Origin of the sequence: Paenibacillus sp. PvR133 (genome assembly GCF_017833155.1) — a bacterium.
In the GTDB taxonomy this organism is placed as follows: domain Bacteria; phylum Bacillota; class Bacilli; order Paenibacillales; family Paenibacillaceae; genus Paenibacillus; species Paenibacillus polymyxa_B.
The window spans coordinates 3730676-3756009 of sequence record NZ_JAFIBS010000001.1; the positions used below are offsets into that span (position 1 = coordinate 3730676).

The 25334-nt window shown below is 46.5% G+C and carries 26 protein-coding genes; 23 read left to right on the plus strand and 3 right to left on the minus strand.

What is annotated here, in order from left to right; genetic code table 11:
* Positions 1-3: 3 nt before the first annotated feature.
* The 11 genes from JOE49_RS16605 to JOE49_RS16655 all read left to right on the plus strand — a co-directional run bounded on the left by JOE49_RS16605 (position 4) and on the right by JOE49_RS16655 (position 12535).
* A complete protein-coding gene (locus tag JOE49_RS16605; RefSeq protein WP_076160259.1) occupies positions 4-2370 on the plus strand; it encodes a transcription initiation factor TFIID in 2367 nt (788 codons plus the stop codon).
* A gap of 46 nt (positions 2371-2416) precedes the next feature.
* Positions 2417-3706 (plus strand): vWA domain-containing protein, encoded by a 1290-nt coding sequence (locus JOE49_RS16610; protein WP_023988389.1) that lies wholly within the window; start codon positions 2417-2419, stop codon positions 3704-3706.
* A gap of 18 nt (positions 3707-3724) precedes the next feature.
* A complete protein-coding gene (locus JOE49_RS16615) occupies positions 3725-4378 on the plus strand; it encodes a beta-mannanase (RefSeq protein ID WP_071558813.1) in 654 nt (217 codons plus the stop codon).
* A 16-nt stretch (positions 4379-4394) separates the two neighbouring features.
* Complete coding sequence (locus JOE49_RS16620) at positions 4395-5660, plus strand: TRAFAC clade GTPase domain-containing protein (RefSeq protein WP_023988391.1); 1266 nt, start codon at positions 4395-4397, stop codon at positions 5658-5660.
* A complete protein-coding gene (locus tag JOE49_RS16625; protein WP_209941981.1) occupies positions 5657-8665 on the plus strand; it encodes a GAP1-N2 domain-containing protein in 3009 nt (1002 codons plus the stop codon). Before JOE49_RS16620 ends, JOE49_RS16625 begins: the two co-directional genes overlap by 4 nt.
* 229 nt (positions 8666-8894) lie before the next feature.
* Positions 8895-9362 (plus strand): MarR family winged helix-turn-helix transcriptional regulator, encoded by a 468-nt coding sequence (locus JOE49_RS16630; protein ID WP_023988393.1) that lies wholly within the window; start codon positions 8895-8897, stop codon positions 9360-9362.
* Positions 9363-9455: 93 nt separating this feature from the next.
* Positions 9456-10838 carry an MFS transporter gene (locus tag JOE49_RS16635; RefSeq protein ID WP_028542356.1) on the plus strand — a complete coding sequence of 461 codons (1383 nt, stop codon included), beginning with the start codon at positions 9456-9458 and terminating at the stop codon, positions 10836-10838.
* A gap of 80 nt (positions 10839-10918) precedes the next feature.
* Positions 10919-11488 (plus strand): hypothetical protein, encoded by a 570-nt coding sequence (locus tag JOE49_RS16640; RefSeq protein WP_053325330.1) that lies wholly within the window; start codon positions 10919-10921, stop codon positions 11486-11488.
* A gap of 68 nt (positions 11489-11556) precedes the next feature.
* Entirely contained in the window at positions 11557-11706 is a 150-nt protein-coding gene (gene rpmG / locus JOE49_RS16645; protein WP_007430271.1) for a 50S ribosomal protein L33, read from the plus strand.
* A gap of 95 nt (positions 11707-11801) precedes the next feature.
* Positions 11802-12272, plus strand: a complete 471-nt coding sequence (locus JOE49_RS16650; protein ID WP_023988396.1) for a hypothetical protein — start codon at positions 11802-11804, stop codon at positions 12270-12272.
* Between the two features lie 17 nt (positions 12273-12289).
* Positions 12290-12535, plus strand: a complete 246-nt coding sequence (locus tag JOE49_RS16655) for a type B 50S ribosomal protein L31 (RefSeq protein WP_013310118.1) — start codon at positions 12290-12292, stop codon at positions 12533-12535.
* A gap of 111 nt (positions 12536-12646) precedes the next feature.
* Here JOE49_RS16655 and JOE49_RS16660 read toward each other — a convergent pair whose 3' ends face one another.
* From JOE49_RS16660 to JOE49_RS16670, 3 genes are read right to left on the minus strand one after another with little or no spacing between them, the layout of a single operon-like run.
* The gene (locus tag JOE49_RS16660) at positions 12647-13750 is read right to left on the minus strand and encodes a CobW family GTP-binding protein (protein ID WP_209941983.1); all 1104 of its coding nucleotides are present in this window, start codon (positions 13748-13750) and stop codon (positions 12647-12649) included.
* Between the two features lie 18 nt (positions 13751-13768).
* Positions 13769-14746, minus strand: coding sequence for a TIGR03943 family putative permease subunit (locus JOE49_RS16665; protein WP_071558808.1), 978 nt, complete (start codon positions 14744-14746; stop codon positions 13769-13771).
* Between the two features lie 8 nt (positions 14747-14754).
* Positions 14755-15756: a permease gene (locus JOE49_RS16670; RefSeq protein WP_068940793.1), complete on the minus strand. Its 1002-nt coding sequence runs from the start codon at positions 15754-15756 to the stop codon at positions 14755-14757.
* A 234-nt stretch (positions 15757-15990) separates the two neighbouring features.
* Between JOE49_RS16670 and JOE49_RS16675 the strand changes: the two genes are divergently transcribed.
* From JOE49_RS16675 to JOE49_RS16730, 12 genes are all read left to right on the plus strand, one after another.
* Complete coding sequence (locus JOE49_RS16675; RefSeq protein ID WP_209941985.1) at positions 15991-17088, plus strand: CobW family GTP-binding protein; 1098 nt, start codon at positions 15991-15993, stop codon at positions 17086-17088.
* On the plus strand, positions 17085-18194 hold the full coding sequence (locus JOE49_RS16680; protein WP_209941987.1) for a FecCD family ABC transporter permease: 1110 nt from the start codon (positions 17085-17087) through the stop codon (positions 18192-18194). Before JOE49_RS16675 ends, JOE49_RS16680 begins: the two co-directional genes overlap by 4 nt.
* The gene (locus JOE49_RS16685) at positions 18191-18979 is read left to right on the plus strand and encodes an ABC transporter ATP-binding protein (RefSeq protein WP_209941989.1); all 789 of its coding nucleotides are present in this window, start codon (positions 18191-18193) and stop codon (positions 18977-18979) included. The genes JOE49_RS16680 and JOE49_RS16685 overlap by 4 nt, the downstream gene beginning before the upstream one ends.
* A gap of 64 nt (positions 18980-19043) precedes the next feature.
* Positions 19044-20066 (plus strand): ABC transporter substrate-binding protein, encoded by a 1023-nt coding sequence (locus JOE49_RS16690; protein WP_076160280.1) that lies wholly within the window; start codon positions 19044-19046, stop codon positions 20064-20066.
* A gap of 217 nt (positions 20067-20283) precedes the next feature.
* Positions 20284-20991 (plus strand): metal ABC transporter ATP-binding protein, encoded by a 708-nt coding sequence (locus JOE49_RS16695; protein WP_023988404.1) that lies wholly within the window; start codon positions 20284-20286, stop codon positions 20989-20991.
* Positions 20937-21785, plus strand: a complete 849-nt coding sequence (locus JOE49_RS16700) for a metal ABC transporter permease (protein WP_028542348.1) — start codon at positions 20937-20939, stop codon at positions 21783-21785. Before JOE49_RS16695 ends, JOE49_RS16700 begins: the two co-directional genes overlap by 55 nt.
* A 52-nt stretch (positions 21786-21837) precedes the next feature.
* Positions 21838-22824 carry a metal ABC transporter substrate-binding protein gene (locus JOE49_RS16705; RefSeq protein ID WP_209941991.1) on the plus strand — a complete coding sequence of 329 codons (987 nt, stop codon included), beginning with the start codon at positions 21838-21840 and terminating at the stop codon, positions 22822-22824.
* 333 nt (positions 22825-23157) lie between these two features.
* The gene (locus JOE49_RS16710; protein ID WP_023988407.1) at positions 23158-23520 is read left to right on the plus strand and encodes a response regulator; all 363 of its coding nucleotides are present in this window, start codon (positions 23158-23160) and stop codon (positions 23518-23520) included.
* Between the two features lie 85 nt (positions 23521-23605).
* Entirely contained in the window at positions 23606-24094 is a 489-nt protein-coding gene (locus tag JOE49_RS16715; protein WP_023988408.1) for a hypothetical protein, read from the plus strand.
* A gap of 66 nt (positions 24095-24160) precedes the next feature.
* Entirely contained in the window at positions 24161-24544 is a 384-nt protein-coding gene (locus JOE49_RS16720; protein WP_023988409.1) for a VOC family protein, read from the plus strand.
* Between the two features lie 154 nt (positions 24545-24698).
* Positions 24699-24893, plus strand: coding sequence for a hypothetical protein (locus JOE49_RS16725; RefSeq protein ID WP_013310131.1), 195 nt, complete (start codon positions 24699-24701; stop codon positions 24891-24893).
* 12 nt (positions 24894-24905) lie between these two features.
* On the plus strand, positions 24906-25241 hold the full coding sequence (locus JOE49_RS16730; RefSeq protein WP_028542345.1) for a YolD-like family protein: 336 nt from the start codon (positions 24906-24908) through the stop codon (positions 25239-25241).
* Positions 25242-25334: the final 93 nt, after the last annotated feature.

Below are 25334 nucleotides of genomic sequence, written 5' to 3' on the forward strand. Positions count from 1 at the left end.
AGTATGAGAGAGCAGCTGTTACGTTATGCGGCTGACTATGCAGCCGCAGAGGACCAATTAATCGGAAGCGGGGATGGACGCAGTAGCATCCATTTCCCGTCCGTGTTTCTTTTTATCGGTGATCGCATGAACCCGGTGATGAACACCATTGCAGATATCAACCGGACCAAGTGGGATAACAGCACGGGAGTAACGTATATTCAGATCCGCTCGCAGGAAGAACATGCGGCTGTAGATCGTTCGGTGGATGCTATTGTTCATACGATAGCAGTACCGAAGGAAAGTGGCCACCAAACGATACGCCGTGACTTGCACCAGGCTTTTTATACACATGAATCGCAGCTAATTGAGCTTAACACCGCGTTGCGCCGGGCTAGTGGACATTTGGCAGATTACGGTCGGTTGTATTCTTCGTTCGAGCGTGTTCATTTGTCGATTTTGACGACAGCGGATGACCCCATGAACGTATTAATCCCTGAAATTACGCTGTTGGCGGAGTATATTTTTGCACAGTCTTTTAAATCGGTACAAATGGATTTGTATGTGTTGGTGAATGAAAGCGATCAGGCTGTCCAATTCGGCTACAGTAGTGCAACGTCCGTTGCTTTTATGCGGGAGCTGGACTATATCCAGAGTCCAGAGTATACGTTTACGGCACCGCTTCATATGACTGAGGACAAATTGACCATTCCAGTATCCCATGCTCCATCACCGTTATTCGATCTCGTCTATGTGCTGTCCGACAAGAACGAACGCGGCGTAACGGTGCCGAATAGCCTGCGGGAAAGCTGTGACATCATTTGCCACATTCAGCTTCTTAAAAACCGCTATCAGGCAGGAGATTCCTATCGGTCACAGGATGGGGGATACAACAATACATCGTTTAAAAACAACATCATGACGGAATCCGGGCGGCAGGGTTATGTGTCGGCTGGATTTTCCCGAGTCAACCGCCCTAACCAGTCAATCGCACTTACGGTGCTGTATCATTTTTATGTGAAGCTGCTAGAGCGTATGAGAACAGAGCAGGAGTGGGACATACGCGATAAGCTGAATTATTTTGGTTTAGATACTGCTGAGCGCGGTCGCACGCGAAATGATCTCGTTCCTGGTAATGAGGCGATCACGGACATGAGCGCACTGATGACCAGCGGAGCCAGCTACGGCTCCTTGAAGCGAATGACATTACGTGAGGCGGAGGAAGCCTTGTTCGGTCAGGGCTGCGAAGCCTTTTTCCGCGATAACTGTGAACGGATTATGCACAAACGGTTGGGAGATTTTCAGGCGGAATCAGGTCTACAGTCGGCTGTGAATGCAGCTGCTAAGGAATATCCTGAAATCGGCTTATTCGAGTTGACAGACTGGACAGATGAAAATAAAACAGGGAATGTGCTTACGACCATTCGTGGACTGATTCGGGATACATCCAATGACTTGCAGATTAGTGCCGCTGAACTGGACACCCTGTATAGCGGGCGAGTTGAGGACCAACCTTTTCAACGACTGCCACTCATGGATAAGCATAATGTGCGCAGCTTGATTCGTTACCTGACCGAGACGGTTTACGGGCACAAACTGCACATGCTGCGAATTCAAGCCGATTTGGAGCTGCTTCGTCGCTATGAACTGGCACTAGAAAAATGGCATGCACAGGCGAAGCATATTACAGTACAGCTTTCCAGCCTGGAGCGTGAACTGCATCAAGCTGCAACGGATAGTATTCGGCAGGCTGATAGTTACACAGGTCAAAACCTGTTCGAGTATTACGAGCGTGTGACGGAGGATGTCATGCGTGAGCTGGAAAGCAAGCGGGGGAAATCTATATTCTTTGATACCCGGCATATGGGGCCTGTATCCGGATTGCTGGACGGTGGCCTGTCCGCATTGGTGGATCGACTTACGCAGACCTGTCGAACCTTGATTCTCAGTTCACAGCCGTTTAATCAGACCTTCGAAGAAGAATTATTGCGGCGTGCCAATGTAGCTGCTGCATATGAAAATCGGCTGGTCGTTCCGAAGGATGAGCTGTTTAAGAAACTGTATCAAACGTTAGAGGAACATGGTGGAATTAACGTACGTTTGCTCGACTATACCCATGAGCATCGGTATGAAGAAAAGTACTTCTTTGGTGACTACGAAGGCGAATTTCTTCCTTATGCGATGGATGTGGACATTACTTCGCGTATTTACAAGTTGGGTTTTGTACATGAGCGTCGCAGCAGCGGGGTGGAAAAGCTGCATTTGATGGGCGGCTTCCATCTGGAGGATCTGATGGTTTACCGCAACGGCAAAACGTATTATGAGACATATACTGCGAATGGTTTCGTGTTTCACGGAATCGACGTGGACCGGTTGCCGGAATTGCGGTAGCCACATATTCATCCTACTTTAATGATGGAAGGAAGCAACGATTCTTATGAAGCAACGTAAATTTAACGTTCTCCTATTACTGTTCGGCTTGTTGGGCGCTGTAGTAGGCTTCATCTTGGGAGAGCTTATTCTTCACAAATTGATAGGGCACTGGCCGCATATCGTCGTGATTGGGCTGTATTTTGGCATCATGGCACTGTGCATTGGCCTAGGTTGTCTGATTGGCGAACTAATTTCGCCACAGTTAAATGGGCATTCATGGCGGCAGCGCTACTCCGGGTTATCCTGGAAGTTACTGGTGCCTGCTACACTAGTGATGTTGTTCGTGGCAGGTCTGCTATTGGAGTTGGGCTATCAGGTTAACCCTGAAGGGCGCAAGAGCGTACAGGACCTCGTGCTTGTGATTGATAATTCCGGGAGTATGCAGCAAACAGATCCCGATAATGAGCGCCTAACGGCTGCCAAGAGTCTGATTGGCCAAATGGATGGAGACAAGCGGGTAGCCATTGTTTCATTTGAATCTGCTGCGCAGTTGGTTCAGCCATTTACTCCCATTGGCACAGATGCAGAGAAGCAAGCGGTTTATTCCAAAATCGATAGTATGCAGACTATAATGTCAGGCGGTACAGAGATCGGGCTTGCTTTGGACGAGACGATCAAAGAGATTGAAACCCAAGGTAATGCAGAAAAAGGTTCTCTCGTTATCATGCTCTCTGATGGCTTTAGCGATCTGGATACCCAGACAGCATTGGCTCCTTATATCGCCCGCCAGATTCCGATTAATACGATCGGGCTGAAACTGGCAGAGTCGGATGGTATAGCCTTATTGCAAAATATTGCTGACCTGACGGGCGGAACTTATTCTAATGTAGCCAATGCCCAAGGACTTACTCAGGCGTTCGGAAAAATATATAACAAAATCGGTGATCGCACACTGGTAACGGAGCGGACAGGTGAGTATGCCGACAGTCTGTATTTTGCCATTTATCGCGTAACGGCTCTAGTCATTATCGGAGCTCTATTGGGATTAGCTCTTGGGCTGATGTTCGATAACCGTTTTCTCGCACGGAATTTTGCGATTGGAGGAGTCCCGGCAGGCTTGCTCGCTGGTTTTATTTTGGAAAAGGGATTATCTGGATCGCCTATAGGTGACTTGATGATTCGTTTGGTGGCAGCGCTCGTACTGGCAGCCCTTATTGCTGTCTTTTCGCTTGTTTTGCCGATTGCGGAAAATACTCGCCGATCTTCCGGTGGAGGAAGTCAGGGTGCGCCATCAGGACGCCGGAGAGGGGCACCGGAAGCCCCGACGCGCAATCGACGCAGCAGTGGATTTTAGAACGGGAGGCTGGAACTTATGCAGTATAGGGAAGCACAGCCCGGTGATCCTATTATTTCGGAGCTGAGCCACAAAATTGATGACAACCGGGTTGTGTTACGCTGGCAGTGGCCTGAGGGCGCAGCCGTGGTATATATTGCGAAACAATCGGCCGATGCAGGTGTGAATGGGCAAAATGAGGGTGAAGTTTTGCCGCCTTTTTCAAGCCTAAAACTTTTTACACGCGAGGAGTATAAGGCTGCTGGCAGCTATCGTGACCGAATTGAAGGCATTGGACGCGTGCGGTATATCGTATATCCGGCTGTTCGGGAGGATGGAGACACTTACGTGATCCGTCAGCAAGACGGAGCCAACCAACTGGAGTTGAGCACCGGGAGGGCTAAAATCAGATATGCAGTTCACCATAAAAAAAGCTGGTTTCGCAGCCGCAAAACCGTCCAGATTCAGGTGACAGCCGAAGTTCCTGTCCCGCAAGAGGCGCTTTGCTACGTGAAGAAGCGCGGGGGTTATCCAGCAGACCGGGACGATGGAACCTTGTATCCGTTCACGGCACCTTTTGCCGCGGGACGGAATGTTTTACCCGCTGTTGAAGTGGGGGGAGATGAATATGTGCGGCTGTTTTTTACAGATGGCCAGAAATATGGCACGGTATATGAATTAGTCCCTGAATGAAAGGAGGCCGCAACCGATGAGTTTTCTTAGCAATTTATTCAGAAGAAAGCCACAGGCAGCGCCAAGGCCGTTATTTTATGATATTGTGTGCCCTTATTGCTTTAGTAAATTTTCCCCGGAGGAAGTGGTATTCCGTGCTTCTCATCACCGTGAAGATGACGAGGACTACGCTTTGGGTGAAGATGAGCTGTTGAACAAATATCGGGAGCGTTTTGGTTTGGACAGTGTGCATGATATGGAGGCGATTTTGCATCCCCATGATGTCCCTGAGGAACATCGATTGTATTCTGATCATGTACTGACAGGACTGACGGACCGTTATGGCGAGCTGACGCGTCACCGACTGTGCCCGCACTGCCATAACGAACTGCCCGTGACCGCGGGTAAGGTGCCTAGCAATATCATTTCGATCATTGGAGCTTCGCAGGCGGGGAAATCTGTTTATATGACCTCACTGATTCACACGTTGCAGCATGTTACGGCCGATCATTTTGACGCGGCTTGCATGCCGCTCAATGCAGAGATCAGCCGAAAGTTCCGCACCATGTATGAGGAACCCCTATTTGAACGAGGGGATCTGCTTACATCGACACAAAAAGAAAAGATGCAGGAGCCTTTTATCTTCCAGTTTGTATTTAAGGATGAGGAAAAGCCGCCACTGACGCTGGTATTTTTTGATGTCGCCGGTGAGGGAATGGTAGATCAGGACTATCTGGGACTGCATGGACAGCATATTAAGAATTCTGCAGGTATTCTCTTTATGGTCGATCCACTGCAAATCCGCTCTATTCGGGAGCGCATTAAGATTAACCTTGGCGATAAGCCGGGTGAATGGGTCTCACAATACGATGAACCGCGTGATGTCGTACTTACGATGTTCGGTGATTTTATCGCTTATCAGGAAAAAGGGAAAACGGATATTCCGACCGCTGTCGTCCTGACCAAAAGTGATATGCTTACTGCGTTGGCAGATGAAGAAGGCACATACATCAAAACGAACAGCAATATTTTTAATCCGATGGAGCATCGCAAATATATGGATTTGGATGAGTTCGCGAACATTGATGGCGAAGTTCGACGCTTCATCGAAAAGGTGGATAAGCCGTTCAAGGGCACGATGGATGTATATTTTACGGATACGGCCTATTTCGCAGTTTCCGCGCTGGGTAGCAATCCGGTGGAGCAAAAGCTGCAAGGGTTGGTTAGTCCGATCCGTGTGGATGAGCCATTCATTTGGCTGCTTTATAAGTTGAAGTACATTGAGGGGAGAGAATCACAGTGAGTTATTCTACCTCTCATTTAATACAACAGCAGATGTACACACGGGAACGGCGTGGTATTTTCCGTTCTACGGAAGGCTTCGATACAGTGGCTAATTCCAAAGGATTGGATGCTTCTTTTATTAAAAAGGTGCTCCATCCCTTATGTGTATATGATGCGCCTGCTGCTTTGACGGCGCGTGGTGAGAAACAGGAAAGCGTCTATCCGGAAGCTATACATCTGGTACGGACGGAGTCCGGGGATGTAGTGCTTGGCCGCAGTATTTATAAGGCCGCGGATTTTACTGGGCTGCGGAGCGCCTTTTTCACGCACAACTATGTGATTCCAGCCGGACATGGTGAATCTCCGTCTGACTATAAGCAGTGGCTGAACACATCCTTTGTTGATACCTATGATATTGAGCAGGGAACGGATTTGCCGGAATTGGAGCGTCTACCGGGTGGAAGTGTATTTCCGGCTGTTGACCCGTCTACAGTGCTGACTCAATTACAGCTGAGCGAAGAAGTGTTCAAACAGCTTTTATACGCAGTCATGATGTCCGCAGCAGGTCGCAAAAAGGTATATGTAGCGCTGAATGTTCCTGTAGAAGCGGTCGGATCTTCAGCCAAGCAGCTACTGGGTGTGCTGTATGCGGCACTGCCTTATGCATTTCGTAACAGACTCGGATTTCTTACATATGCACAGGAACCGAACAGCAGAAAAGGCATTCACTTGATGTTCGTTGAGCCTTTTAGTTTGCGTCCCGGTGATCGGAATGTGGAAAAGGACTTTGTATTTGACCTGTCTAACCATAGTCGAATACTTAATGTGGATGCAGAGCAGGTGAGACAGCCGTATTTTGACTGGATTGTTCGTACGTTGCTGAATGGTGAGACGCCGGACGATTTCTTCAAATTTGCCGAGCAAATGCTGACGGGTATGGAGGCCGGGCGTGATTTGACGCCATCCAGCTATCATGAGCTAATTACGTTGTACAGAATTGAGCAGGGAGAGCGGGCATTATACAACGAACAACGAATCGCTGTGTTACGAAGCTTGACTGATTATTTATCGCCACCCGATGCGCTGCCACGTAAAATGAGGCTGAATGATCTGTTTCTGTCGTTTTTTGATCATGAATTTGATCGGGTGAAGGATGGATATATTCCAGACGTAGGTCTAGTCGATAGTTTCAAGGACTATTATAAAGTTCATGCACGCAGCAGCGAAAATCGGTTGGTGGAATATTTAATCCGTTCGCTAAACAATGCTTATACTGCCAGAAATACGGAAGCAGTTACTTATATTTATCATACGATTGAAGAAAATCCATCATTAGGCAAGGCATATTTTACGAAAGTGTTGGGTAATCCAGCACTTACAAAAATGCTGTTCATTCCCTACATGGACAGTCAGATGAAAAGAACACCGGATGCCAAGGGACTGCTGGCTGTTGTGCACGAATGGGGCAGTCGGTATATCGAAGTGTCGGCGAATGCCGATTTTCAGCTTTTGGCAGAATCTGCGCTGATGGGCAGACTGCGTGCCGAAAGAAAACCAGTAGAGGCTGTGGCTGCCATTCACCAACGCTTGCGTCAATGGGACAGCAGCTCTGCCGTAGGCAAACTGTCCCCGCTGGAGCAATCTGGACTAACAGAGCGCTTGCAGGAAGCGTCGGATCGGTATTTACTTACTGAAGTAGAGCTAAAAGAAATATCACCCGATCAGGTCGTACAGATTCCCTTTTTCACACGGCCCGATTTGGTGCAGTGGGTTGGAAAGCTGCCTGCTCCTCTCAAGGGACAAGCAGTGCGATTGATTGCGGCTTACGATTGGTTTAATACGGAGGAACCGGAACCGTCGGTGCTGGACGGCCTGGAGCCTGGCGAAGTAGAAAAGGTACAGGATTGGGCTTATGGCTGGCTGCCCCAGCAGCTTGCGGAAGGCCATTTTGCCCGTCTGTTGCCTGCTTTCTATCGTTCTGACGGGCTGGGAGAAGGAATATTGGACTTCGCTCGCCTAGTCGGTTCGATCCGCAAATGGGCGAAGGATAACGATACGATGTACCGTTTTATCCGATGGTCAGAGGAACACCCCGAGTTTGCTACTCCACGTGGCGGTTTCGAACCGGCGTATCGACGTGCGCTACTTCTATTCTTCCAAAAGGAAGGACGAGAGGGATTGCACAAAAAAACGCTGTGGCGTCAATATTTTGAACCTGCAAAGCCTGCTTTTAAAAATTTCTATTTGGCAGCAAAGCGGGAGACTGACACGCCGTTGGTCAAAACACTTCGTCGTTTCCGTAAAGGTGGGGTGATTTCCGGGATTGTGCTGATTGTCATTGCAGGTACGCTAGGTGGCCTTAAAGCAACCGGGGTGATCGGATCTGGTGACACACCTGCGCCTGTTGCTGCCCCGAAGCCTGTACAACAGCCTGTAGAGCCTACAGTGCCCGTAAAAGAGGAGCCTACGGCCATAGTGACACATGTGCCTAATACCAAGTCCACTACGAAAATGGTCAAGCTGCTATTTGCGTTTCAGACATCGACAGAGCAGGCAGAATTTAAGCCGAAGAAGCTCGTCATTGTCGGGGCGGATCAACAGGAGCACTTATACGAAAATTTTACGCTTGCTGAACAGAACGACAAGGAAGCAGCCATTAAAGCGAACAATGATCCATCCAGTGACGTAAACATTGGGAATCCCACTACAAAAAGCACGACAGCAGATGGACAATCCACGGACAGTGGTTCCACAGCTCGTGGTGGTACATCCAGCGGAAAAAGCGGCGATCAGTCTGGAGCAGTGACAGACAATACGGACGGAGGCTCGACTTCAGAGATTTCTACTGAGGGTAGTGATAATGGAACCAACACAGACACTGACGCACCATCGGAGTATGATCTGAAGAAGTATCCTTATCGTACGCTGTTGACCATTTGGCAACGGCTGGAGCTGAATGATGCTAGTACGGTTACCGTTGATGGAGAAGAATATCCGCTAGTTCAAGTGAAAACTGCGGACTAAGCAACAATAAAACAGTAATGAATGATGAATGAAGTAAAAGACGGGTTTCCTTCAAGGGCTCGTCTTTTATTATGCCTATATTTCCATAAAGGATGAATTCAAAATTTGAAATTCACCTTATCTAGTAAAACATCATTTTACGAAAGTATTGACACCAAGTAGGCAGCTGATTAAAATTAGTTGGAATTCAAACTATTAAAATTAGATAGCTATGGAGGTTAGTAGTGAGATGGGAAGTGAGGTGTATCCCGTTTGTCTTCCTTGGGAGGAAGAGAGTACGATGTATTTAATTAAATGGATTTTCACTACCGTCCGGCGCGAAATTGAAACAGCACTGCGCCCTTTGGGGCTCACCTCCCCACAATCGCAGACGCTCTATATACTGGCGATGTCGCCTGGAGTCACCAATACGGATTTGGAAAAGCTATTGCTTATTGATAAATCAAGCGTTACCAGCCTGGTTAACGGGATCGTTAAGAAAAACTGGGCAGTACGCAAAAGTCACCCGGAAGATGCACGAATGAAGCAAATCTATTTGACTGAGGAAGGTTTGGAGATTCACAAGACAGCTGAACGTACCATTGAGGCAATTAAAAGCTCGGTAGGTGAAACGTTATCTGTCGGAGAATCGGAGACGCTGCGCGGCCTGCTTAAAAAAATTCTCCACGATTACCGTTATGCGAACACCCGCGTTTGAGCGGATATATAGAGAGTTTGCCCGGATAGGGATATTCAAAAGCAGTGAAATACGATCTTAGATAAGAGGTTTACAGGAGAGGGAGACAACCAAATGATAAATGAACAAACTTATCCCAATGCGGATAAGCTTATGCGTGTGTTGGCTTTCACACTTGTTTTTTCAGTGATGAACGCTTTTATGTTTAATGTCGTTATGCCTGTGATTCGGGAGGAGTTTCATATTAGTGCTTCCGATGTAAGTTGGCTGCTGACTGGCTATATGATCGTGTATGCGGTTGGCTCGGTGACCTACGGCAAATTGGCAGATAAATATCGTCTTAAGGATTTGCTGACGTTTGGGATTATCTTTTTTGCACTGGGTTCGCTTATTGGACTGTTGGCCAATCAATTTTGGATGCTCATTGTAGCTCGTTTGCTTCAGGCTGCAGGGGCTGCAGTTATTCCGGCAACTGCTATGATCGTCCCAGTCCGTTATTTCTCGGCTGAAAAAAGAGGACGTGCTTTGGGCGTCACAGCAATCGGCTTGGCGTTAGGTACTGCACTGGCTCCGATTATTTCCGGTTTGATCACAGGCTTTGCAAGCTGGCGTTTTTTGTTCGTCATTTCCATGCTACCACTGATCGCATTGCCGTTCTTCCGCAAATATTTGGACGATCAGCGTGGAGAGGATCAGAAGTTCGATTTTCTTGGTGGATTATTGCTGGGTGGAACAGTAGCCTTCTTGTTACTTTCGATTTCGCAAACCAATATGATGTTTTTTCTGCTCGGTATGGTGTTATTTGCACTGTTTATATGGCGCATTAACACTGCGCATGATCCATTCATCCAGCCGAAGCTGTTCCGTAACAAGCAATATTCATACGGGCTCCTTATCGCTTTTTTAGGGACGGGGATTAGCTTTGGATTGCCGTACTTGGCACCGCAGTTTCTGAACAGTCTCAATCAGCTTACGCCGGCAATAATTGGACTGGTTATGTTTCCGGCTGCTATTGCTTCGGCTCTATTGGGTAAAAGAGGGGGGCGTTTGGCGGATAGTAAAGGAAATTCGTTTCTCGTCTATACAGCTGTATCGCTTTTGTTCATCTGTTTTATCAGCTTGTCTACGTTTGTGGGTGCATCTCCATATCTGATTTTATTTTTGCTTATTTTCGGAAACGTAGGTCAGACCTTCATGCAAATTGCCATGTCCAACACGATTTCTCGTACCTTGTCGAAAGACCAGATTGGTGTTGGAATGGGGCTGCTATCTCTGCTGAATTTTATTGCCGGCGCGATCACGACAAGTATTTTGGGCAAAACGCTGGATAGTTCGTCGTCCTTTCATTTGAATCCTGTCGTATCTAATGTGCAGGTGTTCAATTTTAGCAATATATTTACGGTGCTTGCACTGATTGCGCTTGTGACGATGGGACTTTATGCGTTGCAATTCCGAAGGGGTTCACGCCGTAATACGCCTGCTGTTGAGCAAGGATAAACATTTGATGCAAACTCATGCCAAAACAAGGGTATAATATAGAAGGAAAAGTTCATCTATGGAAGGACGGAGTGTCCAGCATGACAAGAAACCTTCAATATGTGCCCTATGGTTATGAGCCTCCGATCGAGACGCATAAAGGGACCATGGTTTACTATGATACGTTCGAGCAAATTACAGCCAGAGAGCTGGAGCTTTTTGCGGAAACGGGGGCTGCATTATCTTTTACAAAGCTGGTGCTGTATCCGCTACATGAAGAAACCGTCAGAAGAATGTGGAAGCAGCCGGTACGTTCGTATTACAAGCGGGTGGACGAGCTGGGAGAGTGGCAGCGGGAGCAGGCTTTGAGTGCTGTTGTGATTGAGAGTTGGGAAGGTAAGCGTAAAAAGTATACGCCGATTGAAGCAGCCATCCGTTTTTTGGCGGAAAAGTATACGACCCCACTTTTTTTGTACATGAGTCCTGAAACTGCAAATTTGTGCGCTTCCTATGCATCGTTTGGAGAATGGATTAGAAATGTCAGATTGCTGCTTTCGAGCGAACCCCAGGAACTTCATCCGAAGCTTGCACAGTACCGTAATCGCTGGAACACGGTAGAAGAAGCGACAAACCGTGACTCTAAGGTTGACAAAGCGGAGCATGAATTATAGAATAGAACTAATCGTAAAAATTACTATTGTAATTGTATACCATGTATTCCAATTAAGGAGGAAGAGAAATGCGCGTAATTGTTACCTTGGCATGCACCGAATCCGGTGATCGCAACTATACAACAACCAAGAACAAAAGAAATCATCCGGAGCGTCTTGAAATGAAAAAATACTCTCCGCGTCTGAAAAAGTACACGATCCATCGTGAAACTAGATAATTTGAGGCTTGCTATATAGCAACCTGAATGATCCTGCATCCTGAACGGAGCCTGTAATTCTAATGAATATAGGGCTTCATGAAAGGAGCTGCGGCATGATCTCTCCAGTTAACGATGAAGAAATCGTGTTAAGTTTGCAAAAGCCTGCGTTATGGAACCGGCGAAAACTTGAATTAGTCCAGTGGACAGAGCGTCCAAAGTTAAAGCTTGCACCTAAGAAAACGGCTTTTTTTCAAGGCTGTATGATAGATGCCGAGCTACATGGCACGCTTTGCCTTTTGAATCGAAAGCACGTGGCTACCGAGTTCTCCTGTGCTGGTGTCAGCATTTGGGACGAGCCGGAGGACCATTCACTATATGCTTATATAACGATGAAGGCTGACGAAAGATCCGGAGCGTTCGTGCAATGGGCGATGCGATATATGCGGCATCGTTTGCTTGTCGTTTACGAGCTTGAGCGCAACCGTTATGATCTGTCGTCTTTTTTTCTGGGACATAACCGTTCCTTTTGCCAACTGATGGAGTATTGCGCCAGTACGTTTGAGTTTGAAACTAAAACTATATGAAAGATTAGGTGAAACTAATGAAAAAAGATATTCATCCAACATTGAACAAAGTTATCTTTTTGGACCCTAGCTGTGGATTTACTTTCCTGAGTGCTTCCACTAAATATTCGCAAGAAACGATGGAATGGGAAGATGGCAACACATACCCAGTTATCCGTGTAGATACTAGCTCCGCTTCCCACCCGTTCTTCACTGGTAAACAAAGAAACGTGGATATCGGTGGCCGTGTGGATCGCTTTAACAAAAAATATAACCTTAAGTAAGAAAAGTCGAGCGTTATGTTTATGGATTATGCTAATAATCCGTGAACATCGCTTTTTAAAAAACCTCCTGCATCTGCAGGAGGTTTTTTTGTCTTAATCTAGACCTGTCATTTATAGCGAAAGGAAGCACTGTTCCCATTGGTCGGTAATGGATGCTTTGTCGAGCTGCTCCCCAATTAGTGTGACATATCCCTGACTCACGGGAAGTGCAGTAGGCTGCCACTCCAAGTGATTTCCTGAAAATTGCAAAAGCATTGTACCTTCCTGAGGAAGCACGCAATAACCTTTCGCACGAAGCAGTGAGGAACCTAACCCGGTCAAAAAGTTTTCCAATCGTTGTTTTTCGAGTGGCTGAGGAGAATATTGATGCAGCGTTAAGCTCTCCAGACGGGAGAACGAATGAGGCTGCTTAGGATCGTGGTTATGACTGTGTGCCGAAATAACTTTGAAAGCCGTACTTCTGGAGACACTACTGGTGCTTCCGATACTTTTGACGGGAATGGGAACGGACGGTGCATCTGCATCAGTGAGCTGGACCTGTGCAGGTGCTGGTTGAGGTGTCTGTGCAGGTTTCGCGGCAACGGATGCAGAGGCCAGAACAGGCTCTAGTAGTGGTTCAAGGTCAACCCGGCTATATTCAGTAGTTTGCAGCTTGGCCGTATCGTTGAGCTTGCGGATGCTCTTGACGACCTTCGTCACTTCACGGCTGCTTGCTGTATCCGTCTTGTTCACCACAATGAAGTCTGCGGTGCGCAGCTGTCCGTGCAGGGTGCGAACCAGTTCTTTATCAGCCGTAAAGCGGCTGTTGTATTCATGGAACAGCTCAGCATCCACAACACTGATGCTGTGAACCAGATAAAGCCGATCTGCCAGTAGAGGGGAGCGAAGCTCCTCCAGTACTTGTTCGGGGTTGGCTACCCCGGTGGTTTCCATGAAGATCAGATCTGGCTCCTGGCTGAGCAGGGTATGCAGAGCCCCTGCCAGCTCATTTCTTTTGCTGCAACAAATGCAGCCTTCTAGCAATCCTTCTACTGTTACGTCAGGCATTTCCTCTGAAATTATAGCGCTGTCTACATCATATTCGCCCATTTCGTTCATTAAAACAGCAGCACGAAGGGGGATTTGACGAGTATGGGCTAATAGGCGCAAAAGCAGTGTTGTTTTGCCGCTTCCAAGAAAACCACTGATTAAAATAACAGGAACTTTATTCATCATTTTTCCTCCTTGGTGGGTTTAGTGTGCTGTGTTCAAGCGATCAAAGGTAGCTACCGAGTCTGCTTGGGTATAGACATAAGGGGATTCTGGCTGCTCGACAGCGGTTATTTTTTCGGATCGAATTTCAAGTACGGGAGCGTTGCCCTTTTGTGTGGCATGCAGTGTTCCTTCAATGGTCACCCAGGTATCCTTGTCAAAGGACGGGGCCTTCTGGGATTGGACGATGATCCCGAATGGCATGGCATCGGCAGTACAGCACATGACGAGGAATCTTCCTACTGCAAATAGGCCTTTACCCGGCAGGTTGTCGTCTTTATAGACAAAGCCAGTCACCTGTACTTTTTTTCCTTCAAAAGCTTGTTTATATAACTCAATGGCTCCAATAGTTTCGGAAAAAATCTCAGGCTTGATCTGTATGATAGGTTGCTGATACAGGCGTTTCGCCAGCTCGGCGAATTCTACATTGTACTTGTCAGGCGGAACGAACAGCTTATCCAGCGTTTCCTGACTCCATTTTCCCTCTGGAGGGGACGAAGTTGGGACGGAAGATGCAGTTGATAAAAGGGAGGCGGTGGATGCTTTCGTGGTCTGTGTATCTGTTTTTCGTCGGATATCCGGGTTGGGATACGTGAAGGACATGCCTTTTTTGGCGGCCATATCACTACCAAGTGCCTGATTGGGCAGCAGAGAACCGAACAGGAGCGGGATGAGCAGCATTCCATATACGAGTGTTTTTTTGAACCAGCTTTGCGGCAACGGATGCTCACAATCACATACATCCTCACCGTCCCGCTCCCCGATGATTCCGTGCCATGCCATCGCCAATGCGATGAACAAGAGTGGTACAGGACAGAGTAGGAGCAGCTTTTGCATATGGGGAGCCAAGTAGTAATGAAGTGCATTCGTGCGGCTTAATGAGACGATGTACACAGCCAATCCGATCAGGAGCAAGGAGCGCATGCCGTATTGCCAGCGAATGCTAAAGGTTGAATTCACGTTTGTATTCACCTCCCTAATAACCATTCAGCAGCTATAGAACCCACTAGGACGAGTGAAACAATGAGCAGGCCCAGGATGGCGACAAATTTGGTGCGGAAGGTGCTTAGCAGCATGAGCGTGCCTTTGAAGTCTAGCATCGGACCGAGTACAAGAAAGGCTGCCAGCGGACCCAGTGTAAAGGTATGTGAAAAAGCAGTGGCTACAAAGGCATCGGAGGTGGAACACAGCGACAGTATGTAGGCAAAACCCATCATAAAGGCGTACGATCCAACCGTTCCGTTGCTTAACGAAAGCAGTTCATCGCGTGGGATGAAGGTTTGAATGCAGGCTGTTAATAGTGCGCCGATAATGAGATATTTACTCATGTCCAAAAACTCGTCACCAGCATGTACAAAAAAGCCCCGCCATGTGCGACTATGCCGATGAGTCTGATTGTTCTGCTTTTGCTGGTTAAAAGAGAGCAACGACCGTTTGAGCGGATGCACTCGTACAAAGGCATACACGATCAGCCCGATGATCGCGGAGACGGCAAAAGCCAAACCCATTCGAACGGCAGTGACCTCGGGATGGGAAGGGAAAGCCATCATCGTCGCAGCCAGTACCACGGGATTGATAATGGGCCCGCTTAAAATAAAAGTGATACCCATATAGGCAGGCATTCCCTTGAGCATTAATTGCCGAACGACAGGGATCATGCCGCATTCACAGATGGGAAATAGCATACCTAGTAAGGAGGCCAGCAGGACACCCGGTACAGGATGCGCAGGCGCTATTTTGCGAATCCATGTCTCCGGTACAAGCCACTGCAAAAGGGATGAGACGAGCACACCGATAAGGAGAAACGGAACAGCTTCCAGAAAAATGCCCATAAATACCGTTTTTAACGGTTGCAGCTGCCCCATATCTAACAAACGAAGCCACTGGGGAGATAGCGTGACAAGCACAGGGATGAGAAAGGCAAACGGAATTATAAAAGGCAGCATCTTCAACAGCGTACTGTTTTTCATTCCACGTCTCCTTGAGAATAAGGGTTCTTATCTACATCCTATGTCTGTAGAGGGACAATCATGCCCGCTGGATTGTGCTTGTCTCACCTCCTATATTGACAATTCAAAGAGTGGTCATATATATTTATGTTTGTTATTAGTAATTATTACGATTAAATTTCGATAAATGATTGCAAGAAGGAAATTTTTACGGTACGATCCATATTAAATGTTGTAAAGACAAGGAGGGGTTATATGATACCGATTGTTGTTTTATCCGGTTTTTTGGGTAGCGGTAAAACCACTCTTCTTCAGCATGCGCTGGCTTACTACAAGGAGAAGGGCTTCAAGCCAGCCATTTTGATGAATGAGTTGGGTGATGTTAATCTGGACGGCAGTTTGGTGAATGGCCAGGCACCCATGAAGGAAATGCTCAGCGGTTGTATATGCTGTACCATTCGCGGGGATTTGGGCGTCGAGCTCATGAATCTTGCTGATGAATATAAGCCGGACGTGATTATTGTAGAATGTACCGGAGTGGCTAACCCGATGGAGATTGTAGATGCAGTGACAGACGCCTCCATCTATTCCTCTATGATTTTACAATCCGTTATCACGGTCATAGACGCGCATCAATTTCTGGACTTTGCCTCGGGGAACGAGAGAAGCAAGTCGCTTCGTTTGATGCAGGATCAGCTTCGGTGCGCTTCCAAACTGATTATTAACAAGACCGATTTATTGGCTGCGGGCGAGTTGCAGAAAGTACAGGCCCTCGTAAAAGAGTTAAATCCATATGCTCTGACTGTGAGCACGCAACGAAGTGACGTGGACGCGGGTATTTTTTTCTCCACTCAAGGAGAGGAGCGTATGGACGTTTCGCGGCATAAGGAATCCACAGTTGATATTAAGAGTAAACATTCTCATTCGGAAAATCATCTGCACACGTATGATCATGATGACCATACAGATCATGATGACCATACAGATCATCATGATCATGATCACCGTGATCACGCCCATGGCCACGAACATGGGGAGCATTATCATTCCTACGACCATGTAGTTGTTCACACGCATTTCTTTGGACAACCTGTGCCACGCTCCGAGTTTGAACAGTTGTTCCGCAGTTTGCCAGCTGAAATTTACCGGGCCAAAGGAATTGTGCGGTTTCTGGAATCAGAGGGCCAGATGATGTTTCAATTTGCCTATCGGGAGCTGGAAATCATTCCGATCCGCCCGCAAAAGCCAGTGAACGATGTAGCGGTTGTCATGGGTGAGAATTTCTCTGCTTCCGAGATCGAGGGACAATTGAGAAAGCTGGAAGCGGCCGAAAAGCCATTGAGTAGTTCATGACTTCGAGAACGAGCAACCTTAATCCATCACAACATAATTCTCGCGCACACCTAGCGGGCAAGCCTACTTGGGGATTTACAACAATTCTGCTGCTGACTGCTGGGCTGTTGCTTTCGGTCACACTCGCGGTTATGCTGGGTCCTGTAGCTGTCGCACCGGGGACGATATGGCGAATTGCACTGTCCCATCTTCCCTGGCTGGACCAGTGGATACCCGTGACATGGACCAAGCCTGAGCAATATATCGTTTGGGAAATCCGCTTTCCACGCGTGCTGCTAGGTGTTGTCGTAGGAGCAGGACTTGCTGTTACAGGGGCGACTATACAGGCATTAATTCGTAATTCGTTAGCGGATCCCTATATTTTAGGAGTCTCGTCTGGGGCTTCGGTAACAGCCACATTGGTGATTGTGTTCGGAGCTTTCGGATTTTTAGGACGACTTGCGCTGCCTTTATCTGCTTTTATAGGTTCGTTAACTGCAATGCTTATGGTGTTCGCGTTAGCCCGTGTGGCTGGGAGCATATCGACGACCCGCTTATTGCTGGCAGGGGTGGCGGTGTCTATGATGCTGTCGGCTGTGACTAGCTTTATCGTTACGATGGCCCCGAATGAAAAAGGCATTCGTGACGCGATGTATTGGATGATGGGAAGTCTGGCAGGTGCTCAATGGGATACGCTTTTTATTCCAAGCCTCATTGTAGCCGTTGGAACGGCTGTGCTCCTGACCCGATACCGTTCGCTGAATGCTTTGCTAACGGGTGAAGAGACCGCAGTAACGCTCGGTGTGAACGTACAGGCGTTCCGCGTATTACTGGTTGTTGTGGCGTCTCTTTTAACCGGAGCAGTCGTATCAGTTAGTGGCTCGATTGGCTTTGTCGGGCTTATGATTCCGCACATCGTTAGGCTGATAGTGGGATCAGATCATCGGCGTGTACTGCCTGTCAGTCTGTTGGCGGGAGCTATTTTTGTCGTGTGGGCTGATGTATGTGCCCGGCTCGTGCTGGCTCCACAGGAGCTGCCGATTGGTATTGTGACGGCTGTGTGCGGAGGACCCTTTTTTGTGTGGCTGCTGCGTCGTAGTTCCTACTCGTTTGGAGGCGAAAAATGAATATAGAAGTCGAATGCGTGACCTTCAGTATTCACGACAAACGGCTGATCGACGGCATCTGCCTCCAGGTAAAAGCAGGGGAGCTGGTCGGATTGATCGGTCCGAATGGCAGCGGGAAATCGACGTTGCTCAAAAATATGTATCGTGTGCTAAAGCCTGACAGTGGTTTGGTTACGTTGGATGGCCAGGATATGCTGCGGATGAAGTATAAAGAGACGGCCCGACAAATGGCAGTGGTGAGTCAGGATGCGCCGCAAACGTTTGATTTTTCAGTACGGGACATCGTGCTGATGGGGCGCCATCCGCATAAGAAACTGCTGGAAGCAGATACTGTCGTCGATCATGAACTGGTCGAGCAGGCGCTGGAGCGGGTAGGCATGGATGCTCAGGCGGATCAGGGCTTTGCCACCTTGTCCGGCGGAGAAAAGCAACGGGTATTGATCGCCAGAGCTTTGGCCGGGCAGGCGAGATTTCTTGTTTTGGATGAGCCGACGAATCATCTGGATATCAGGTATCAGCTGCAAATTTTGGATTTGGTCAAAACACTTCGGATAACTACGCTAGCTGCACTACATGATTTGAATTTGGCGGCATTTTATTGTGATCGAATGTATGTATTAAAAGAAGGCAAAGTGGTAGCCTCTGGCATAACGGAGGATGTGCTTCAGCCAGACCTGCTGTGGAGTGTATTCGGTGTGGAGACAGAAATCTGCATTCATCCAAAAACCGGGAAGCCGAATATTACCTTTTTACCGGATTCTCTCAGGAGAGGAGACTATCCATAACGTCAACAGAAAAGGTGATACGATGAGGAAAGATATACTACAAATAAAAGAGGAGACGGTACATATGAAAAAATATAGCAAGCCCGCGTTACCGCTGGTTATGCTCGCTTTGGCGATGATGCTGTTGTTATCAGCCTGCGCAGCAGGAAACACAGCTCAAACAAGCGATCCATTGGCAAACGGGCAGCAACCTGCCGCATTGCAATCGGCAACCAATAAGACGTTGGTAGAGCTTGAGAACATGGGCGTTAAAATGGTATTTCCCGAGGCGCCCAAACGCGCGGTTACATTGAACCAGCATGCGACTGAGGTTATGCTGGCTCTTGGACTGGAATCCTCTATGGTAGGAACTGCGTATTTGGATGATCAGATTTTGCCAAAATATAAGGCTCAATATGACAAAATCCCGGTACTGGCCGGACAATATCCGTCCAAAGAGGTGTTTATGGCCGCTGCACCGGATTTTGCCTATGCGGGCTGGAAGAGTGCCTTTAATGATAAAAATCTGGGTTCCCGTGAGGAGCTAGCCAAACAAGGGGTGCTGACCTATGTACAGGAGTCCTCCAATAAACCGGGTCCCACGTTAGAAGATGTGTATCAGGATATACTAAATATTGGGCGTATTTTCAGGGTTGAGGAGCGTGCAGAAAAGCTGGTAAATGACATTCGTGAACAAGTGCAGTCCATTCAGACTCAAATTGGTATTGTTGAACAGCCACCCAAGGTGTTTGTCTATGACAGCGGAGAAGACAAGCCCTTTACGGCTGCCAACAATTACCTAACGTCTTTGATTGAAAGTGTGAAGGCGAAAAATATTTTTGATGATATTGACAAAAGTTTTACCGAGGTAAGCTGGGAAGAGGTTGTGAACCGTAACCCTGATGTGATCGTCATCCTCGACTATGGTGATACTTCACTAGCTGATAAAGAGAAGCTGCTCCTAAGCAAGCCTGCGCTGGCTGGTGTGGAAGCGATCAAAAACAAACGGTTTATAGTACTGCCATTATCCGCAGCGGCTGAAGGCGTGCGCGCTCCGATCGCGTTGAAAACCTTGGCGGCAGGCTTATACCCGGACAAGGTGAAGTAAACAAACAAAAGAGTTTCCAAAACATTGACGAACCTTGCCTAAACTGTTAAACTTGCTAATGCGTAAAGGTTACGTTTATCAAACGCTTATTTTTTTATTACCAAATCGTAATAATTACGGTAGATGGTTTAATGATCATAAACGACCTGGAGAATCTGCGCAAATGATGATCGCTCAGATGGCTCCAGGCTTTTTAAAGGAAAAGGAGATTTGCGTCATGTTATTGGCCTCATTGGAACAGGTCACATTTGGCTACGGAGACGTTCCTAACTTGGTGGATGCCAATGTTGAAATTTTTTCGGGAGAATTTGTAGCTATTACCGGACCGAATGGTGCTTCCAAATCAACCATGCTCAAACTGTTGCTCGGCTTGCTTCAGCCTTGGAAGGGCAAGGTGTTCATGTCTAACCGTACAGGTGAAGGCAAAAAGCTCGTTGTCGGCTTTGTATCCCAACAAATTGCTGCATTCAATGGCGGATTCCCAAGTACGATCCTGGAATTTGTCCGTTCAGGAAGATATACTCATGGCTCTTGGTTGCGCCGTATGCGGCCTGAGGATCATGATCTGACTGAGCAGGCGCTGCGTCAGGTAGGCATGTGGGATTTGCGTCACCGTAAAATCGGAGAATTGTCGGGTGGACAGAAGCAACGTATTTGTGTGGCAAGAGCACTCGCTCAGGAATCGGATCTGCTCATTTTGGATGAGCCCACGACCGGAATGGATCAGGAAAGCCGCCATCATTTCTACGATCTGATGAATCAGCAGGTTAAGGAATATGGAAGAACTGTGGTCATGGTGACCCATGGACTATCGGAAGTGCAACATTATCTGGATCGAATTATTGAGCTTGAGAGGAAGGAAGATGGCGGATGGAAATGCTGCACTACGACTTCATGCAGCGGGCATTTTGTGCCGGTGGGGTAATTGCACTGCTGGCCTCGGTGCTTGGAGTTTATCTGATGCTACGGCGTCAGGCTCTCATGGCGGACATGCTATCGCATGTATCGCTGGCAGGGGTGGCAGCGGGTGCCTATTTAGGCATTAACCCAACGATAACTGGATTTATTGTTGCCGTAATCGGCGCGATTATCGTTGAATACGTCCGCAGGTCTTATAAAACATATAGTGAGATATCTGTGGCTATTATTATGGTAGGTGGCCTCTCGACGGCCGTTATTTTAATGAATCTGAATCAGAGCATCAACAAAGGGTTTTCCGCTTATTTGTTCGGTTCGGTAGTAGCGGTCAATCAGACAGAACTGATGTTGATGATTGTAGTGGCTGTGATCGGAGGTATTTTCTTTTTTGTATTCCGGCGTCCATTGTATCAGATTACCTTTGATGAAGAAACGGCGAAGACTAATGGTCTTCCTGTCAAGTCCATCTCATTTGCATTTAGTATTTTAACAGGGATGATTGTAGCTGCTGCAATGCCGATTGTCGGTGTACTGCTTGTCTCCTCACTCATCGTGCTCCCTGCGGCGCTGGCGATTCGAATCGCACCGAGCTTCGCGGCAGCCATCTGGATATCTATGATCACTGCATTGATCGGCGTATTTATGGGTTTAACGGCGTCGTATGAACTTAGTACACCCCCAGGGGGGACAATTGCCATGGTGCTGTTATTATTCCTGATCGTAGGAGCTGGTATTCAAAAGCTGGTCCGTAAGCTGGGCAAGCAGCAGGCTTCCCGACGGAAGAATGCGACAGGCCAGTGAGTGTAATTACAGTGAGAGTGACTAAAAACTAACACATAAAGGAGTAATGAATATGAATACATGGTTCAAAAAATCATTTGTATTGTCTGCGGGACTAGCACTTATTTTGTCTGGCTGCGGAGCCAAATCTGATAATACAGCTACAAATGCTTCCCAAACCGAGCCGAATGCGGCACAAACAGCAGACAAGCTGAATGTGGTCACCACTTTTTATCCAATGTATGAATTTACCAAGCAAGTTGCTGGAGACCATGCTAACGTAACCGCGTTGATTCCTGCCGGTGCTGAGCCGCATGACTGGGAACCGAGCGCCAAAGATATGGCACAGGTTAAGGATGCTGACGTATTTGTTTATAACGGTATCGTCGAAGGTTGGGCAGAACAGGCTTTGAGCAGCGCGTCCAACGATAAGCGTGTTGTAGTTGAAGCGAGCAAAGGGTTAAACCTGATGGAAGGCACTGCTGAGGAAGAAGGAGAAGAAGCACACGCAAAGGAAGGCCATGATCACGATCATGTGCTGGACCCTCATGTATGGCTTAATCCAGTCTTGGCCCAAAAAGAAGTAGAGTCCATTGAAGCAGGGCTTGTGGCAGCCGATCCGGCAAACAAAGCTGATTATGAGAAAAACGCTGATGCTTATATCGCCAAGCTAAAAGAGCTGGATAACGAGTTCAAAACAGGTCTGAAAGATGTAAAACGTAAAGACTTTATTACGCAGCATGCTGCTTTTGGTTATTTGGCTAAGCAATATGGTCTGACCCAAGTACCTATTGCCGGATTATCTCCAGAGCAAGAGCCTACACCAGACAAGCTGGCGGGTATTATCAAATTTGCTAAAGAAAATAATGTTAAAACGATTTTCTTTGAAACTCTTGTTGATCCGAAGGTCGCTGAGACCGTAGCTACTGAAATCGGTTCAAAAACCGATGTACTGAATCCGCTCGAAGGATTGACGGATGAAGACAAACAGAAGAACCTGGATTACCTTGGTGTAATGAAAAACAATCTGGAGGCTTTGAAAAAAGCTCTGAATGAATAAGGAATTCTTAAACGAATAAGTTTAAAAACTGACGTCGGAATGATACCGGCGTCAGTTTTTTTATAACTATCTAAGAAGATTGTACTTTCTGGGCTAGTGCTCTAGATACAGTAGATATATAGTCCTTTGTAATTTGCTTTTCAGAAATGATTTACGTCATTGTGAAACGTTTTTTTGAAAACTAATTCTGTAGTAGCTAGTTTCAAATTTCTTTTATAATTCATTGGTAGCGTTTTTATTTTTACAGATTCTTTCTATTAATATTACTAGTTTATTCACCGATATTGAAGTTTGGGCGTGCATATCATTTGACAACGGATTGGAGAGGTTAATTTGGCAACAGTTATAGTAGTGGATGACTCTTTATTTATGCGTTCTGTGCTTAAGGATATTCTTTTGGATTTAGGTCACGCTGTTATTGCGGAAGCAGAAAATGGGTATGATGCTGTTTTAAAATACGCACACTTTCGTCCCGATTTAATCACCATGGATATTAATATGCCTAAGATGGACGGACTTGAGGCTGTTAAAAAGATTGTAGAGCTTGATCCTCAAGCTAACATTTTAATGTGTTCTGCTTTGGGGCAGCAGGAAGCGATTATAAAAGCATTTCAGGCAGGTGCAAAAGACTTTATTGTTAAACCATTTGAGATGGAAAGGGTCGTGAATGCAGTCACAAAAATGCTGGGGAGTTAAGGAATCAAGATTTTTAATACATAAATATTGAACATGTTAAAGCGAGAATTCCATGCTTATTTTCACGAATATGGAGATGAATAGGATGAGCAATCGAGTGTTGTCTCAAAAAGTATTTATAGACGAACTGATCGCTACGATCAAGAATGGAGGGCTTGTCCCTGTAAATTATGAACACCTCGTCAGCGAACAAAGGGAAAGAATGGATGCTCTTAACAATGAACTTACCCTTCGTATTGAGGGATTAGAGACTGATTTGATCTCTGCTTCGACACATTCCATTCCTTTTGCCAATGGCGAAATTATGTTTCTTGCTCGCTATATTGTACTCATTGGGGATCATACCGAGGGATACTTTGTGTTCTATCGAGCAGAAGACTGTGAAAGTCCAGAGGAATATCAGTTTTTAACAAGCTCTTATCAACTTCCACATCTATTACTTGAATTATCTCTTTCTTTAAAAGAACATGGTACTAATGAGCCGCTTGATATTCTGACTTATTGGAATGGCCCTGTCTATCCGCTGAAAGATTTGAATAAAGAAGATATTAAGCTATCCACCTATGAATTTTAAAGTGAGGAGATGGGATTAGGGGCATCGAGGTTTGGTAATTACTTATACAAAGGAGTTGAAAAATCAATGATTAGTAAAGTCGGTCAAATTATGTTGTATGTAAATAACCAGGATGAGGCACTGGATTTTTGGACAAAAAAAGTAGGATTTAAAGTAATTTCTGAAGAAAATAATGGTCAAGGAATGAGATGGATTGAAATTGCTCCTGCAAAGGGTGCAGAAACAAGCATTATTCTCCACAATAAGGAATTCGTTGCTAAAATGTCACCTGAATTAAATCTCGGTACACCTTCTTTAATGTTTTTTTCGGAAAATCTTGATCAATTATATGACGACTTATCAAATAAAAATGTCAAAGTTGGAGAAATTGTAACTATGCCTTTCGGAAGAGTGTTTAACTTTGCAGATAATGAAGAAAATTACTTTGCTGTAAGGGAACGAACTAAATAATAAATTTTTGTAGAAGTTAAATTTTTAAGTTCAGATTACATTGTTACGAAATCCCTTGAGAGAGTCAAATCCCTCAGGGGATTTTTTTACATTGATAATCAAACGCATGTTCGCATATAATACAAACAAACGTTCTGATAAGGAGTGAAGGATCATGTTGGAAAAATACGTGGGGCAGATCGTGGAAATCGTGTATTTGGATCGGAAGGGCAAACTGTCTCATCGGCGTATCGAGGTGCATCGTGTGCAGAATGGCTTGATACGAGCCACCTGTTTACAGACAGGCCAGCCACGTGTTTTTCGATTAGATCATGTATTGGCATGGCATCCGGTAACCAGAACAGCATAGGAGGGGCTTACGATGGGGAAAAAGCTTGAAGGAAATGGCATATGGGAAAGCTCGCGCATGATTTTGCCTGAGCATCGGGAGGCATATTTAAGACTGATGAAGGAGCAAGGAAGGCGCGGCAAGCCAGCACTGGACGATCAGGAAATGCAGCAGATTGAACAGGCCATTATCGTATCCTATAACGAACGTAAGCCTATTACGCTAAAAGTGTTCAATCCATTTGATGATGAGGAGCTGCGTGGACTGGTCACAGTAATTAACACAAGTCGGCGAGAAGTGAAGCTATCCCGTGGGGAAGAGGATTTTAGCTGGATTAAGTTAGAGGAAATTATCGAGGCGCATATATAAAAACAGTCTGACTAAGTCGGAGTGTTTTTTACATTTGTCCCGCCGTTTTTTAAAATTAAGATTGTAGCTCTATGAATCCATATTTAAAATAAA

Bases quoted from the DNA above. Each gene is read 5' to 3' on its own strand.
- JOE49_RS16605 (WP_076160259.1), top strand. From the start codon at position 4: ATGAGAGAGCAGCTGTTACGTTATGCGGCTGACTATGCAGCCGCAGAG.
- JOE49_RS16610 (WP_023988389.1), top strand. From the start codon at position 2,417: ATGAAGCAACGTAAATTTAACGTTCTCCTATTACTGTTCGGCTTGTTG.
- JOE49_RS16615 (WP_071558813.1), top strand. From the start codon at position 3,725: ATGCAGTATAGGGAAGCACAGCCCGGTGATCCTATTATTTCGGAGCTG.
- JOE49_RS16620 (WP_023988391.1), top strand. From the start codon at position 4,395: ATGAGTTTTCTTAGCAATTTATTCAGAAGAAAGCCACAGGCAGCGCCA.
- JOE49_RS16630 (WP_023988393.1), top strand. From the start codon at position 8,895: ATGGGAAGTGAGGTGTATCCCGTTTGTCTTCCTTGGGAGGAAGAGAGT.
- JOE49_RS16635 (WP_028542356.1), top strand. From the start codon at position 9,456: ATGATAAATGAACAAACTTATCCCAATGCGGATAAGCTTATGCGTGTG.
- JOE49_RS16640 (WP_053325330.1), top strand. From the start codon at position 10,919: ATGACAAGAAACCTTCAATATGTGCCCTATGGTTATGAGCCTCCGATC.
- rpmG (WP_007430271.1), top strand. From the start codon at position 11,557: ATGCGCGTAATTGTTACCTTGGCATGCACCGAATCCGGTGATCGCAAC.
- JOE49_RS16650 (WP_023988396.1), top strand. From the start codon at position 11,802: ATGATCTCTCCAGTTAACGATGAAGAAATCGTGTTAAGTTTGCAAAAG.
- JOE49_RS16655 (WP_013310118.1), top strand. From the start codon at position 12,290: ATGAAAAAAGATATTCATCCAACATTGAACAAAGTTATCTTTTTGGAC.
- JOE49_RS16660 (WP_209941983.1), bottom strand. From the start codon at position 13,750: ATGATGAATAAAGTTCCTGTTATTTTAATCAGTGGTTTTCTTGGAAGC.
- JOE49_RS16670 (WP_068940793.1), bottom strand. From the start codon at position 15,756: ATGAAAAACAGTACGCTGTTGAAGATGCTGCCTTTTATAATTCCGTTT.
- JOE49_RS16675 (WP_209941985.1), top strand. From the start codon at position 15,991: ATGATACCGATTGTTGTTTTATCCGGTTTTTTGGGTAGCGGTAAAACC.
- JOE49_RS16680 (WP_209941987.1), top strand. From the start codon at position 17,085: ATGACTTCGAGAACGAGCAACCTTAATCCATCACAACATAATTCTCGC.
- JOE49_RS16685 (WP_209941989.1), top strand. From the start codon at position 18,191: ATGAATATAGAAGTCGAATGCGTGACCTTCAGTATTCACGACAAACGG.
- JOE49_RS16690 (WP_076160280.1), top strand. From the start codon at position 19,044: ATGAAAAAATATAGCAAGCCCGCGTTACCGCTGGTTATGCTCGCTTTG.
- JOE49_RS16695 (WP_023988404.1), top strand. From the start codon at position 20,284: ATGTTATTGGCCTCATTGGAACAGGTCACATTTGGCTACGGAGACGTT.
- JOE49_RS16700 (WP_028542348.1), top strand. From the start codon at position 20,937: ATGGAAATGCTGCACTACGACTTCATGCAGCGGGCATTTTGTGCCGGT.
- JOE49_RS16705 (WP_209941991.1), top strand. From the start codon at position 21,838: ATGAATACATGGTTCAAAAAATCATTTGTATTGTCTGCGGGACTAGCA.
- JOE49_RS16715 (WP_023988408.1), top strand. From the start codon at position 23,606: ATGAGCAATCGAGTGTTGTCTCAAAAAGTATTTATAGACGAACTGATC.
- JOE49_RS16720 (WP_023988409.1), top strand. From the start codon at position 24,161: ATGATTAGTAAAGTCGGTCAAATTATGTTGTATGTAAATAACCAGGAT.
- JOE49_RS16725 (WP_013310131.1), top strand. From the start codon at position 24,699: ATGTTGGAAAAATACGTGGGGCAGATCGTGGAAATCGTGTATTTGGAT.
- JOE49_RS16730 (WP_028542345.1), top strand. From the start codon at position 24,906: ATGGGGAAAAAGCTTGAAGGAAATGGCATATGGGAAAGCTCGCGCATG.